This window comes from Algibacter sp. L4_22 (assembly GCF_023473045.1).
Lineage (GTDB): Bacteria > Bacteroidota > Bacteroidia > Flavobacteriales > Flavobacteriaceae > Algibacter.
On sequence record NZ_JAMCOK010000005.1, the window covers coordinates 279073 to 293837 of the forward strand.

Annotated in this window: 11 protein-coding genes; all 11 read right to left on the bottom strand. The window is 32.5% G+C overall.

Annotated elements, in window-relative coordinates; all coding sequences use genetic code 11:
• Positions 1–3: 3 nt before the first annotated feature.
• The 11 genes from M4I23_RS14630 to M4I23_RS14680 all read right to left on the bottom strand — a co-directional run bounded on the left by M4I23_RS14630 (position 4) and on the right by M4I23_RS14680 (position 14578).
• A complete protein-coding gene (locus tag M4I23_RS14630) occupies positions 4–2001 on the bottom strand; it encodes a DUF349 domain-containing protein (RefSeq protein WP_249754917.1) in 1998 nt (665 codons plus the stop codon).
• An 89-nt stretch (positions 2002–2090) separates the two neighbouring features.
• Entirely contained in the window at positions 2091–2828 is a 738-nt protein-coding gene (locus tag M4I23_RS14635) for a shikimate dehydrogenase (RefSeq protein ID WP_249754918.1), read from the bottom strand.
• Positions 2829–2845: 17 nt separating this feature from the next.
• A complete protein-coding gene (locus M4I23_RS14640) occupies positions 2846–3865 on the bottom strand; it encodes a DUF368 domain-containing protein (protein WP_249754919.1) in 1020 nt (339 codons plus the stop codon).
• Between the two features lie 2 nt (positions 3866–3867).
• Positions 3868–4785: a DUF368 domain-containing protein gene (locus M4I23_RS14645; protein WP_249754920.1), complete on the bottom strand. Its 918-nt coding sequence runs from the start codon at positions 4783–4785 to the stop codon at positions 3868–3870.
• 69 nt (positions 4786–4854) lie between these two features.
• The gene (locus tag M4I23_RS14650; RefSeq protein WP_158848690.1) at positions 4855–6246 is read right to left on the bottom strand and encodes a lipopolysaccharide assembly protein LapB; all 1392 of its coding nucleotides are present in this window, start codon (positions 6244–6246) and stop codon (positions 4855–4857) included.
• Between the two features lie 147 nt (positions 6247–6393).
• On the bottom strand, positions 6394–7578 hold the full coding sequence (locus M4I23_RS14655) for an aspartate aminotransferase family protein (RefSeq protein WP_249754921.1): 1185 nt from the start codon (positions 7576–7578) through the stop codon (positions 6394–6396).
• Between the two features lie 63 nt (positions 7579–7641).
• A complete protein-coding gene (locus M4I23_RS14660; RefSeq protein ID WP_249754922.1) occupies positions 7642–9798 on the bottom strand; it encodes an OstA-like protein in 2157 nt (718 codons plus the stop codon).
• A gap of 128 nt (positions 9799–9926) precedes the next feature.
• The gene (locus tag M4I23_RS14665; protein WP_158848697.1) at positions 9927–11204 is read right to left on the bottom strand and encodes an adenylosuccinate synthase; all 1278 of its coding nucleotides are present in this window, start codon (positions 11202–11204) and stop codon (positions 9927–9929) included.
• 11 nt (positions 11205–11215) lie between these two features.
• Positions 11216–11683: a Fur family transcriptional regulator gene (locus M4I23_RS14670; RefSeq protein WP_158848699.1), complete on the bottom strand. Its 468-nt coding sequence runs from the start codon at positions 11681–11683 to the stop codon at positions 11216–11218.
• A gap of 26 nt (positions 11684–11709) precedes the next feature.
• Positions 11710–13935 carry a bifunctional (p)ppGpp synthetase/guanosine-3',5'-bis(diphosphate) 3'-pyrophosphohydrolase gene (locus tag M4I23_RS14675; protein ID WP_158848701.1) on the bottom strand — a complete coding sequence of 742 codons (2226 nt, stop codon included), beginning with the start codon at positions 13933–13935 and terminating at the stop codon, positions 11710–11712.
• Positions 13936–13999: 64 nt separating this feature from the next.
• On the bottom strand, positions 14000–14578 hold the full coding sequence (locus M4I23_RS14680) for a non-canonical purine NTP diphosphatase (protein ID WP_158848703.1): 579 nt from the start codon (positions 14576–14578) through the stop codon (positions 14000–14002).
• Between the last annotated feature and the right edge of the window lie 187 nt (positions 14579–14765).

Sequence of the window (14765 nt, forward strand, 5' to 3'; positions counted from 1 at the left end):
TTACTAATAACGCTCTTTAATTTTTCTTAACTTTTCTTTCAAAAGAACAAGAGTATCTTTATGCCCTTTAATGTTATTATGAACATCTTTAACTAACGGGTTATCATCATCAACATTAGTGAAAAATTGTAAGTTGTTCTCTAATTGATTGATTTGCGCTTTTACTTCATCTATTTTTTTACGGACAAATAAACGTTCGTTATCTAAATTTCTGGTATCACCATCAGTAGAAGTCAAACTATCTAGTTTGTTTTCATATTTAATCATTTCGATTTCAGTTTTATCCATTTTTAAACTGGATAATACATCGTCTATGGTTTTTTGAAATTTGTCTTCAATAAAACGTTTGTCGTTTGGTACGCGACCCAAGTCTTTCCAAGTATTAATATGTACTTTAATGACTTCAACGTCTTTGTCCTTATCATCCGATGGTTCTAAGGCTTTAAGCGTGTCTAGTAATTCTGCCTTTTTATTAAAAGCATCTATCTGCTCTTGGCTTGCAGCATTACGTTTCGCGTGTATTTTATCAAAATAATGATTACAGGCTGCTTTAAATTGTTTCCAGATTTTGTCGCTATCTTTTCTTGGTACATGACCAATTTTTTTCCAATCACCTTGAATTTTTTTCATCAAAGGCGTTGTTACAGCAGTATCTTCACTTTCTTTATTGTCTTCGGCAATTTTAATCAATTCCAATTTCTTCTGTAAATTGGTATATTGTTCCTTTTTTAGGTTTTTATAATAAGCGTTTTTGTTTCTGTTAAAGTTTCTAACAGCATCTTTAAACTTAGCCCAAGTATCTTCGTTTACTTTTAACGGAACTTTCCCTGCATTAAAAAACTGATTTCTTAGCTCTTCAATAATTTTAATACGCTTTTGCCATTCACTATGTGAGCCTGCAGGCTGCGCTGCAACAAATTCAATATTTGCAATTATTTCAAGCTTACTCTCTAAGTTTTTGTCGTAAACCTTATCAATTTCTTTGTAATAAACTTGGCGTTTATCGTTTATAATTTTTGTAGCGGCTTTAAAACGATCCCAGATTTCTTCACGGTGTTCTTTGCCAACAGGTCCGAGTTCTTCTTTCCACATTTTGTGTAATTCTTGAAGTTCTCTAAAAGATCTCATTACGTTATCATCCTGCGCTAATTCTTCGGCACGCTCAATAATTAATATTTTCTTTTCTAAATTATGCTTAAAATCTAAATCTCTTAAGTCTCTATTAAGGTGTAAAAAGTCGTAAAACAATTCTACATGGTGATGGTAACTATTCCAAGCATTATTATATTTATCACGAGGGATTGGGCCTGTAGTTCTCCAACGTTCTTGTAATTCTTTAAAGTGCTTGTAGGTTGTGTTTATGTTTTCTTCAACATTTATTAACCCTTTTAGCTCTTCAATTATTTCAAGTTTGTCTGTTAAATTTTGTTTTAGGTTTTTCTCTAAACTTTTATAGTGATTGTTAAGTTTATTTCGATATTCTTTATAGGCTGCTTTATAGCGTTTTTCAACAGGAGACGAGTAGTAGAAATCTATTTCATTTCCGCCTTCATGCAAAAAATCTTCTTTTTTCTCTTCAACTAAAGCTTGATGTTTTGTTTTAAACTCAGCATTAATACCGTCTACATGCGATTTTATGGCTTGAACTTTTTGAGTAGAAACAAGTTTTTCTAACTCAATGGCTAAAGCTTCTAACGACATGCTATCATACTCTTTTACCTCAATGCTATGCCTGTCTTTGTTTCCTTCATCTTCCGCGTCTTCCGCATTAGATTCTTCAATTTCATTAAGCACTTCATCATGCTCACTTTCTGCTTTCAAAGGTTCAGTTTCAACTGCTATAGTTTCTTCCGTGTTTTCTTCAACTTTAGGTGTTTCAGAAATTTGTGAATCTTCTGGTATTACAGCTTCAATAGGTGTTGTTTCAGGAGTTGTAGATTCACTTTTTATAGGATTAACGTTATCAGCGTTTTCCACATTAGGATTATTTAAGTCAGACATTTTAAAATGTTTAGGTTCGATGTTTTTACTCTAGAGTTTAAAGATACTAACAAGTCTATTATTAACAAAGGCTTAGGTGTGGATATTTTTTATAAATCCCAAATAGCCCACGATTTCTCGGCTTGGAGTTTTAACATGTTTAAGCCGTTTACGGTAACAGCACCGTTATCTTTACCTTGTTTTAAGAATTTAGTTTGATCTGGATTGTAAATTAAATCGAATAAAATATGTTTATCCGTTATGCCGTTGTACGGAATATTTGCACAAACATCGATATCCGGAAAAGTACCTAAAGGCGTACAATTCACAATAATTTGATGATCGGTTATAATGTTTTCTGTTAAATCATCATAAGTGAAAGTAACCCCTTTCGATTGTTTTCTAGACACATATTTATAATCGATTCCTAGTTCTTTTAAACTGAAAGCCACAGCTTTACTTGCTCCGCCAGTTCCTAGAATTAGTGCTTTTTTATGATACGATTTGATAAACGGTTTTAATGTATTTTTAAAACCATAGCAATCGGTGTTGTAACCCACAAGTTTACCTTTTTTTGTAACTTTTATAGTGTTTACAGCGCCAATAGCTTTAGCCTTTTTGTTTATTTTATCAAGAAAAGGCATCACGGCTTCCTTGTAAGGAATAGTAACATTAAGGCCTTTAATATTTTTTGTGTTTTTTATGATTGAAGGAAATAGATCAATATTTTCTAAGTCGAAATTTTCGTAAGTAGTGTCTGTTATATTTTCATTTTCAAATTTTTCTTTGAAATAATTTCTTGAAAATGAATATGATATATCCTTGCCTAAAAGTCCTAGTTTTTTCACTTGATAATTTTTTAATGTTAATCTTTTAAATGTCTTGTTTTTTGTCCGTACCATTCTAGGGCTAAAACGAGGGCTATACCAACTATAATAAAGCCAATTGCTAAATAAGTATCTGTGTTTAATTCTGGAAAAAAACGTTGATAATTTTGAACGACTTTGGATCCTGTTGAATCGAAAAGAAAACTACCATTACTATCTAGCTTGTAAATGGTTTTTTTCCATGGCCAAACAACACCTAAAGAGCCAATGATAAACCCTAATATTGCAGAGGTTGTAATACTTTTATAATGTTTTAAAATATAACTTAATAGATGAGAAAACGTAACTAAACCAGTAACAGAACCTAAAGTGAAAACGGCTAAAACTTTTAACATTCTAATGCGTTCAGGGTTTGTCGTAAAGCTAAAATCACCATTAAACATTTCAGAAAATGTATCGTAAAGTGCATTGACTGAATCGACTAAAAGGAGTACATAATTACCGAGTAGAATAAGAATGAATGAGCCAGAAAAACCAGGTAACGTCATTCCCGATACGCTAATAATACCGCAGAAAAATACAAACCAGAGGTTGTCATTTTCCTTAGCAGGACTTAAAAAACTAATACCTACACCAAGTAAAATACCAATAGCTAAAGATAAATATGTTTTGTAATTCCGATCTTTAAAATCTTTATTAATATAATAAATGGAGCCGATTATCATTCCGAAGAAGACACTCCATACATAAAGTTCATAATGTTTTATAAGGTAATCTAGGATTTTAGAAACACTAAAATAACTAACAATCATTCCGAAGAAAAGCAGACTTAAAAAACGACCATTTATATAATTGTAAAAACTATTAAACCTGCCGTTAATGAATAACTTAAAAGCCTTGCCATTTACTTTTTTTAATGAGTAAATAAACTCTTCGTAAAAACCAGCAACAAAAGCCACAACACCACCAGAAATTCCGGGAACTTTATTGGCAGCTCCCATGCCTAATCCTTTTAAGATTAGAAAAATTTTATCGGTAAGTGTTCTGGTGCTTTCCATAATTATTTTTTGTTCCCTACTTTTTCAAGAATAAAAATGGTTAAAAACCCTATAATCATTAAGATTAAAGAAAAGAGTAATTGATTATTTCCATCGAAAGAAAAAGGTGATACGCTTTCTTGTAAAACGGCCGATTTGATTCCTTCGGAATTAGTATGCCAGGTTAAGGTTTTTTTCCATGGCCAAACTTTGTTTAGTGAACCAAAAATGAATCCTGTAAGTATCGCTAAAGTGACGTTATGGTAATTTTTGAATAACCATTTTAATAAATGACTAAAACTTAATAACCCAACAAGAGCTCCACTAGCAAAAATTAATATTTTTTTGATGTCAAAATCATGAAAAGCATCACTAAGTGCTTTGTATGCACCTAGAATTATTAAAATGAACGCTCCAGAAATCCCTGGTAAAATCATGGCACAAATAGCAATAGCACCCGCAATAAATAAAAACCACGGGTTCTCGTTATTTGATGAAGCTGGAAGTGTTGTAATGTAATAGGCAATAAAGGCGCCAATTATTAAACTAATAATGACAGCTAAATTCCATTTTCTAATCTGTTTTCCAACGAAAAAAATACTGGCTACAATAAGTCCAAAAAAGAAAGACCAGATAAGTACAGGATGATTTTCTAATAAGTATTTGGCTAATCGCATTATCGATACAAAACTGACCATAATACCTGTCATTAATGCAAGTAGAAAGTTGCCGTTAAGTTGTTGCCAAAATGGTTTTATGCCTTTAGTAAAAAGGGATTTAATTAAAGAAGCATTTATATTGCTTATGGTATTGATTAATTCCTCGTAAATACCAGAAATAAAAGCAATTGTACCTCCCGAAACGCCTGGAACAGCATCGGCTGCTCCCATAGCAAGGCCTTTAAGCGAAATAATTAAATAGTCTTTTAAGCGTCTTTGCATGTTTTGATTTTTTACGTAAAAAACCAAAGGTATGTATTTTAATGAAAATGTTTATATAGAATATAAAACTTACTTGGAATTTTGTTTTAGCAAGCCTTGTACAGAGATTTTTGTGTATATCTCAGGAAAAAGTTCTTCAATAATAAAGCTATATTCTTCATTTAATTTTATAGCATTTTTTAGGTGAAACGTACCTTTATCGGTTTCATGAAGTGCTAAATATAATCCCGCAAGACGATATTCTAATTCTGCGCTATCTGAATAGAACTCTACAGCTTGTTCAAAATTATCAATTGCCGCTTCTGGTTCGCCTAATTTAATTAATAAATCACCTCGTGTTAACCAAGTGTTTAGTTCGTAATTGCCGAGTTCTAGTGTTTTTTTGTATCCGCGTTCTGCTTCTTCATAAAAATTTAAACGTTGATTTATTTGAGCATAAAGTTTCCAATACACAACATTTTCGGAGTCTATATTAATTGCTTTATTTATAAAATAGAGAGCACGTTGGTAATTTTTTCTTCGGTTATAAAATTTAGTAATAGCTATCCAACCTTTATCTAATAAAGGGTCTTCATGAACAGTTCTATCATAATATTGTAATGCTAAATCGTCTTTTTTTAATTTTTCATAGCAATTTCCAATATGCAATAGAGCAAAAGAAGTTGGATCGTCTAATTTTAAAGTAATAGAGTAATTTTCAATAGCGTCTTGATAACGGCCTAATTTCTCTAATACTTTACCGCGTTCTATATATGCTCCAATAAAAGTATCATCTGAAATGATAGCAAAATCAAAAGCTGCCAATGCTTTTTTTAGTTTCTTTAGAGCGAAATATTGAATACCTAATTGGTGCCAAGCTACTTCGCAATAAGGGTTTTTATCTAAGAATGTGTTTAAATACTTTATAGCTTCTTCATTTTCATTTAAATACTCGAAGCAATAAATAATGTTGTAGAGTGCCGAATAATCTTCGATATCACTTTCAAGACATTTCATGAAGTTGATTTTGGCTTCTTCAAATTTATCTAAAAATAGATATTCCATACCTATCAACGAATATAAATCTACCACATCATCTGTTAATTGTAGCGCCTGTTTTAAAACTTCAATGGCTTTTTCATGATTATCTTTTTTAGAAAAAATATTAGCTTTTTGAATGTAGATTTCTTCATTTAGAGGATCAATGCTATAAAGTTCGTCAAGCAATAATTCGGCTTCTTTAAGTTTATCTTCAAACACAAAAACTTCTACCCGAAATAATTTTAAATTAATGGATGTAGGGTGCTGGTCCAAGCCTAATTTAATTGCTTTTTTAGCCAAAGCAATTTTTCCTAGGTTTAGATAATGATGAATGATATTCTCAAACTCTTCTGAATCGAAAAATAAAACATGATTTGTTTTAAGCATCGATTCAAATTTCGTTAATGGTAAGCTATTATTGTGGTCGTGACCAAACTCCATAAGCACTTTTGTGAGGTTTCTACTTTATTAAAGTTAGCATTCTATTCGTGGTTTACACTAAAACGACACTAAATGTTTTTAACAAAGTAATGAACATTTTTTATTTTTTTGTAAAAAATAAAATCTATTACGCTGTAAATTAAGTGTTTAAGTGTTTTTTATTTCGTTTAAAATATTTATTATTTTAGTGCAACCTTCAATGATTTCTTCGTTAGAAATGGTTAAAGGAGGTGTTATTCTAACTGCTTTAGACTCGAAAAGTAGCCAAAATAATATTAAACCGTCATCTTGACATTTTAAAATAAGTGTATTTGTAATGTCATCTGAAGGTGTGATTATAGCTAACATAAGTCCGATACCTCTAATCTCTTTTATTAGAGGGTGAACTAGTAGTTTTCTAAAAAGTTGTTCTTTTTCGAGAGCTTCTTGCATTAAATTACTCTCTGTAATTTCGGTTAGAGTTGCTAATGCCGATGCAGCAATTACTGGATGACCTCCAAACGTTGTAATATGGCCTAGTTTTGGATTGTCTTGAAGTAAATTCATTAATCCTAAAGACGCTGTAAATGCACCAATTGGCATACCGCCTCCTAAACCTTTTCCAGTTACTAAAATATCAGGAATGCAGTTGTAATGTTCGAAGCCAAAAAGTTTTCCTGTTCTACCAAAACCTGGCTGAATTTCATCTAAAATTAAAAGAGCTCCAACAGCATCACATTGTTTTCTGATTTTTTCTAGATAACCGTTTTTTGGTTGAATAAATCCTGCGCCACCTTGGATGGTTTCTAAAATAACACAAGCTGTCTTTGTTGTTATTTCGTTTATATGATCTTCATTATTGAAATCTATAAATTTAACATCGGGGAGCAGCGGTCTGAAAGCTTGTTTGCGTTCTTCAAAACCCATAATGCTCAACGCTCCCATGGTGTTGCCATGGTATGCTTTGTTTGCTGCTATAATTTCACTTCTGCCAGTTGCTCTCCTCGCTAGTTTTAGAGCGCCTTCTATGGCTTCGGTCCCTGAATTAGTTAAATAAGTAGATTGTAAAGATTGTGGTAAATGTTTCGCTAAAAGTTTGGTAAGCTCTACGGCTGGTTTTTGTATGTATTCGCCATAAACCATAACGTGTGAGTATTTGTCCAATTGATTTTTTATTGCTCCTATAACCTTTGGATGCTGGTGTCCTAATGGACAAGCCGAAACTCCTGCAACAAAATCTAGATAGGCTTTGTTGTTGGCATCATAGATATATGAACCGTTGGCATGGGAAATTTCCATGGCTAATGGGTGAGGAGTGGTTTGGGCTTGGTGGTTTAGGAAGTCTGACTTCATTAATTCTAAGTTATTTCTGAGAGGATATTCATTTTTTGTAGCCTTGATATCTATAATATCCTCTTATTTTAGATACATCTCCATGTTATAATCCAAAACAGTATTAGTGCTTACAGATACATCAAAACCGTTAAAGTAACCGATTAAAAGTTGTAAGGAATTGACACCTGAGTAGTAATCTATGTTTTTTTTGGACGACGCCATAATTAATTCATACATATTTATTAGGGTTTTTCCATCTTTATATGTTAATGATATAGGGTAGTTTATTGGATTCCAGTCTGTTATGCCTTTCAGGATTTTGAGTTGGTTTAAGTTCTTGCTGTTTTTATTTTTTTGTAAATCTAAAACATAAGTTTTATCCAAATCGGTCAAATCGTTATACTCAAACTTAATATATACACCCATAACTACTGTTTTAGGAGCACCAACAGCTTTAACCATATTAAATTGATTTTTATTAATTTCAGTTAAAGTGAATGGTGGTCCTCCTCTTAAAGTTAAGTCGGTAAACTTAATGATAAATTTAGCTTTATCTTTTTTTCCTGAATTACTTATCCGATCCAACAACTCCTCATCAAAAAAGTTCTCCTGCGGCACATAATCTTCCAAGCCTTGAATAACAGGTAATTCAAAAGGTTCATCTTCTTTAAATAAATCATCAACGCTCATAGGACGTTCATCTTCTCGCCAGTCGAAACCTTTTAGGAATTTATCTTTTTCTTGATAATCTTTTTCAGGGAATAGTGTGCCATCAACAGTATTTAATCGCGTATATTCTTCAATGTCACTATTTGCAAATAACATTTTTATACTGCCTGATTTAGCTTTGTCGATACCTATTAATTCTTGTTTTTCATCACGTGTATAGAATATAGATTCAGCATTTTTATTAATATTTACTTCTCTTAATTCATTAGCATCGTTAAATAAACCAACTAGAGTTATACCAAAAATCTGATTGTACCCATTTTCGCTTATAGTGTCTTTACTAATGATAAATGCGTTATTGAAAACACGAAGTGAATCTAGTTTTTCTGTTTTTGAGTTTGAAATTAAATGAATGGTATCACCTGTCATTTGGTTTGCGTTATTCCAAAGAATAGGTCGTCGCTTAGTTGAAAAGGCATCGGTAGATGAAAAACGATCTAAATTAATGAGTTCAGTAAGCCCTGTTTTTTGATCCGCATGAATAGAATCGGCTTTGGCGCTAATATCTGTTTTAAACAATTTAGCATTATAGTAAGCACGAGTAATTCGGTTTTCTGGTTTACCGGTAACCATTATTTTATCGGCATGAAGGTATACAGAATCTTTTTCTTGAACTGTGGTGACTAAAGCACGTTTAGTTATAAAAAGTGAATCTTTAGCTCTGAAAACTTCGGCGTAATGGCCTGTTACAATGCTATTATTAATGGTATCCGTAATTTTAATATTGTTTGTTGCAGAGGCAAAACTTTTTGTGTTGTCAAAATATAGACTATCACCTTCGATAATACGATCATCATAATATATCTTAGAATCTTTTAGAGCATAGCCGGTTTTATTTTTTGTATCATAGAAGCCTTTTTCACAATAGGTTTTACTGTCTTCTGTTATTATTGTTGATGGACCAAATAAATAAGCAAGTCCAGTATCTTCATAAAAATCGAAATAATTTGAGTTTACTACAGTTCCATCACCTGTTAAAACAACGTCATCAACAAATTGAAATTTTTTGTCCTTCATATAATAACGACCAATTTTACTGGTAATAGTACCTGAAGAATCTTTGACTACATTACCGCCACTTTTATAAAATGATTGCTGTTTAATACGATCGAAATATAAAGTATCTGAAGAAATGGTTGAATTAGGGCTTTTTAAAATAACTTCACCACTCGCAAAAGCTAATTGAGAGGTGCCACTGTATTCTACATATTTAGAAGTCATGGTGATGGTGTCACCCTGTTTTACAATAACGTTTCCGTAAGCTTCAACAAAATTTTCACCACTGTAGTAAATTGCTTTATCGCACCACATATTACTACCTGCATGAACAATGTGTACTTGTTGCATGCTGTTACGCGTTAGTACTTTTGCTCCAGGATAATTTTCTTCATCTACATTTAATCGCCCGGCATATTCAATTTTTATTTTCTTTTTATCTTGAGCGTTTAGTAGTACCGAAAGTCCAAAAAGGAAAAATATGAAAATGTATATATGTTTTATTCTTATCAAAATGAAAATGTTTATAGCAAAAATAACGATAATAATGATGTTTAATTATGCGTTATGTTTTTTTTAATAAAAAAGACCTGACAGTTTCGAGAAACGAGTCAGGTCTTAAAAATTATTTTAAACTTTTTTTATTTACTTCTAAATATAGTTTGTTTTCTATCTGGTCCAACAGAGACAATAGTGATAGGGATTTCTAGTTCTTTTTCTAAAAATTCTATATATTCGTTTAGAGCTTGTGGAAGTTGAGATGCTTCAGACATTCCTGTTAAGTCTTCGTTCCATCCACTAAAGTCTGTGTAAATAGGCTCTACGTTTTCAGGTTCGATGTTGTAAGGGAAATGCTCGATAACTTCTCCTTTATATTTGTAAGCGGTACATACTTTTAAGGTTCTAAAACCAGAAAGCACATCGCCTTTCATCATCATTAATTGCGTTACACCATTTACTTGGCAAGCATATTTAAGTGCAATTAAATCTAACCAACCACAACGACGCGGGCGACCAGTGGTTGCTCCAAATTCGTTACCAATTTTAGCCATGTTTGCACCATCTTCATCAAATAATTCGGTAGGGAATGGGCCAGAACCAACACGCGTTGTGTAAGCTTTGAAAATCCCGAATACCTCGCCAATTTGACCTGGAGCAACACCTAAACCAGTACAAGCACCAGCGGCGGTTGTATTACTAGATGTTACAAATGGATATGTTCCAAAGTCAATATCTAAAAGAGATCCTTGTGCGCCTTCGGCTAAAATAGTTTTACCTGCTTTTTGTGCTTGGTAAACATATTCTTCAGAATCTATAAACTTAAGAGATTTTAAAACTTTAACAGCTTCAAAGAATTCTTTTTCAAGTTCGGCTAAATCATATTCGATTTCAACGTTGAAAAAAGAAATCATAGATTGGTGTTTATTAGCCAAATCTCTATATTTTTCTTTCCAATTGCTTAATTCTAAATCACCAACACGTAAACCGTTTCTTCCGGTTTTATCCATGTAAGTTGGGCCAATACCTTTTAAAGTTGAGCCAATTTTGGCTTTTCCTTTAGAGGTTTCGCTTGCCGCATCAAGTAATCTATGTGTTGGTAAAATAATGTGTGCTTTTCTCGAAATAACTAGCGATTTTCTGTAATCTACGTTTTGTTCTTCAAGTTTGTCAAGTTCACCTTTAAAAATTACTGGGTCTATAACCACACCGTTACCTACTAAATTAGTAGCATCATCATGGAAAATTCCTGATGGAATAGTGTGTAGAACATGTTTTCTTCCGTTAAAAACCAAAGTGTGTCCTGCATTTGGGCCACCTTGAAAACGTGCAATAATGTTGTAGTTAGAGGTTAGTACGTCAACAATTTTTCCTTTGCCTTCGTCTCCCCATTGTAATCCAAGTAGTAAATCTACTGCCATTGTAAAATTAGTTAGTTGTCTTTTTTGCTATCGGGAGTTTTCTTTGTCCCGTAGAAATAGAGTGAATGATTATTTATCTCAATATCGAAGACTTCTTCGATAGTTTTTTTAATAGATTGAATTCGAGGGTCGCAAAACTCGATAACTTCACCAGTATCTGTTAAAATCACATGGTCATGCTGCCTGTCGAAATATGATTTTTCGTAATGCGCTTGGTTTTGCCCGAATTGGTGCTTTCTAACCAAACGACATTCTAGAAGTAACTCTATGGTATTGTATAGTGTAGCTCTCGAAACACGATACTTTTTATTTTTCATATTAAGATATAGAGATTCTATATCGAAATGGTCGTTGTTATTATAAATTTCTTGGAGTATAGCATAGCGTTCGGGAGTTTTGCGGTGTCCCTTTTTTTCTAAAAAGCTTGTAAAAACGCTTTTAACTATGTCTTGATTTTTAGTATCTACTTTTGTATCCATAATTTCATCGCAAATTTACACATTTTTTACACTCTAGTAACCTTATCAATGCCATTAATTTTTTTAAGACGGTCTAAAAGTTTTTTCAAAAGGGTTTTATTCTTAACTACAACGTCAATTTTTCCAGAAAAAAGCCCGTCTTTACTTTCAAAACTAATGCTTTTCATATTAACGCTCATATTTTCAGAAATTATGGTGGTAATATCGTTCACCAAGCCAATATGGTCAATTCCGGTAAGTGTAATATGTGCCGAAAACTCTTGCTGTGAAGAATCTATCCACTTCGCGGGCATTATTCTGTAGGAGTAATTAGCTTGTAAACTCAATGCGTTTGGACAATTCATTTTATGAACTTTTATACCATCGGAAACGGTTAAAAATCCAAAAACATCATCGCCAGGTATGGGATGGCAACAGGTTGCTAATTTATAATCTAATTTTTCTTCTTCTTTGTTAAAAACAACGGCATCATATTTAGATGTAATTTCATCTTTTTCTAATTCGTCTGTATTAATACTTGCTTTACGTGTAATTTTACTTTTAAGAAAACTCATTAAAGCATTACTTCTAGAAGAAGCATAAGCTTTTAGCATGGTATTATCTATGGTGCCGAGGCCCATTCTGTAAAATAAATCCAGACTCGTTTTTAACTTGAAATAGTTAACCATTTCGTTAATAGAATCTTCGTTTAAATTAACTTTAAGCTGTTTTAATTTTCGTCTTAAAATTTCTTTACCATCTTCTCCTACACGTTTTTTATCTTCTTTTAATGCAGATTTAATTTTACTTCGAGCACGTGCTGTAGTCGAATAATCTAGCCAGTTTGGATTGGGTTTTGCGTTTTCTGAAGTTAAAATATCGACTTGATCTCCACTTTTTAGTTCATAACTAAGTGGTACCAATTTTCCGTTAACCTTTGCTCCACGTGTTTTCATACCAACTTCGGTATGTATATTAAAAGCAAAATCTAGTGTGGTAGCTCCTTTTGGCAAAGATTTTAAATCGCCTTTTGGAGTAAATACAAATATTTCTTTTGAATATAAATTAAGTTTGAATTGCTCAACAAAATCTACCGCATTAGTATGCGGGTTTTCTAAAGCTTCTTGTAATCTGTTTATCCAACTTTCTAGGTTGTCTTCTTTTTCTCCGTTTTGTTTATATTTATAGTGAGCAGCATAACCTTTTTCGGCTATTTCATTCATGCGTTCACTGCGTATTTGTACTTCTACCCAACGTCCTTTAGGTCCCATTACTGTAATGTGAAGCGCCTCGTAACCCGTACTTTTTGGTGATGAAATCCAATCGCGAAGGCGAATAGGGTTTGGTCTAAAATGATCGGTAACGATAGAATATATTTTCCATGCTAGAAATTTTTCATTCTGAGGGTTGGCATCACATTTATATATAATCCGGATGGCAAACTTATCGTAAACTTCATCGAAAGAGACACCTTGAGCCATCATTTTCTTCCGAATAGAAAAAATAGATTTTGGACGCCCTTTAATGGTGTAGTGGAGCTTTTCTTTATCTAAAGAATTTTTAATAACATCACTAAACTGTTCAATATATAAATCTTGATCTTTTTTACTTTCTTTAGTTTTGTTTAAAATATCGTTATAGTCTGCTGGTTCTAGATATTTTAAACCCAAATCTTCCAATTCGGTTTTTATATTATAAAGTCCAATTCTGTGTGCTAAAGGTGCGTAAATATATAAGGTTTCCGAGGCTATTTTAATTTGCTTATCTGGACGCATAGAGTCCATAGTTTGCATATTGTGTAGTCTGTCGGCTATTTTTATTATAATAACGCGTACATCATCATTTAGTGTAAGTAGCATTTTTCGGAAGTTTTCCGCTTGAAGCGAAACATCCATGTCCTGATCTTTACTTAGTGATGATATTTTTGTAAGGCCGGCAACTATGGTTGCAATAGTTTCACCAAATTCCTTTTCAATATCTTCAATGTCATAATCTGGGCTATCCTCAACAACATCATGGAGTAGTGCGGCAGCTATAGAAGTGCCATCTAAACCAATTTCTTGAGCCACAATTTTAGCAACAGCGATAGGATGGAAAATATAGGCTTCTCCAGATTTACGACGTTGGTCTTTATGTCCATCTACGGCAACTTCAAATGCGCGACGAATAAGTTTTTTATCATCATCGGAAAGCGTAGTATAGCTCACTTTTAAAAGCTCTTTGTACGCTTTAGTAATGGCCGCATTCTCTTTTTCTATATATTCCTCTGTCATAAACTAAAAGTAATAAAACAATTTTAATAGCCAACCCTAAAAAACACTTTTTTTAATCTATTTTTTATTTTATTTCACTTAAAAAAGTGACTAATTGTTTAACTGCTTTGCCGCGATGGCCAATACTATTTTTTATGCTTAAATCCATTTGGGCAAATGTATTACTGTGGTTGTTGGGTTTAAAAACGGGATCGTAACCAAAACCTTTTTCGCCATGTTTTTCGGTAGTAATTTCACCTTTGCAAATTCCTGTAAACGTTTTTAGCTCTCCATTTATATGTAATGCAATTACGGTTTTAAATTGTGCCGATCTATCTGGTTTATTGTTCAATTCGGTTAAAAGTTTATTGGTGTTATCGTAAGCGTTACGTTGTTCTCCAGCGTAGCGCGCAGAATAAACACCTGGCTCTCCATTTAAGGTGTTAACTTCTAAACCGGTATCATCGGCAAAGCAGTCGTGATTGTAATTTGTTTTTATGTATTCTGCTTTTTGTATAGCATTGCCTTCTATTGTATTTTGGGTTTCGGGAACCTCCTCAAAACATCCAATATCTTGTAAACTAAGTAGTTTAATATAATCTGGAATTAAAGCTTGAACTTCTTTCAGTTTGTTTAAATTATTTGTTGCGAAAACGATTTTCATTTAAAATGTAAGTTTTTTATTATACGATAGGTGCTATTTAGTTTAACTTAATGAGAAAAAAGGTTAATATGTCTGTGAAATTTCATATTTTGCCGATGTTTGTTAGTGTTTGTTGCCCCAAATAATAATATATACACTTCCTCTATAAAGAGTTTTTGAATATTTTAATAAATATGTGGCTTCACTG

Excerpts from the sequence above, each read along its gene's own strand:
- M4I23_RS14630 (WP_249754917.1), bottom strand. The coding sequence starts at position 2,001 with ATGTCTGACTTAAATAATCCTAATGTGGAAAACGCTGATAACGTTAAT.
- M4I23_RS14640 (WP_249754919.1), bottom strand. The coding sequence starts at position 3,865 with ATGGAAAGCACCAGAACACTTACCGATAAAATTTTTCTAATCTTAAAA.
- M4I23_RS14645 (WP_249754920.1), bottom strand. The coding sequence starts at position 4,785 with ATGCAAAGACGCTTAAAAGACTATTTAATTATTTCGCTTAAAGGCCTT.
- M4I23_RS14650 (WP_158848690.1), bottom strand. The coding sequence starts at position 6,246 with ATGGAGTTTGGTCACGACCACAATAATAGCTTACCATTAACGAAATTT.
- M4I23_RS14655 (WP_249754921.1), bottom strand. The coding sequence starts at position 7,578 with ATGAAGTCAGACTTCCTAAACCACCAAGCCCAAACCACTCCTCACCCA.
- M4I23_RS14665 (WP_158848697.1), bottom strand. The coding sequence starts at position 11,204 with ATGGCAGTAGATTTACTACTTGGATTACAATGGGGAGACGAAGGCAAA.
- M4I23_RS14670 (WP_158848699.1), bottom strand. The coding sequence starts at position 11,683 with ATGGATACAAAAGTAGATACTAAAAATCAAGACATAGTTAAAAGCGTT.
- M4I23_RS14675 (WP_158848701.1), bottom strand. The coding sequence starts at position 13,935 with ATGACAGAGGAATATATAGAAAAAGAGAATGCGGCCATTACTAAAGCG.
- M4I23_RS14680 (WP_158848703.1), bottom strand. The coding sequence starts at position 14,578 with ATGAAAATCGTTTTCGCAACAAATAATTTAAACAAACTGAAAGAAGTT.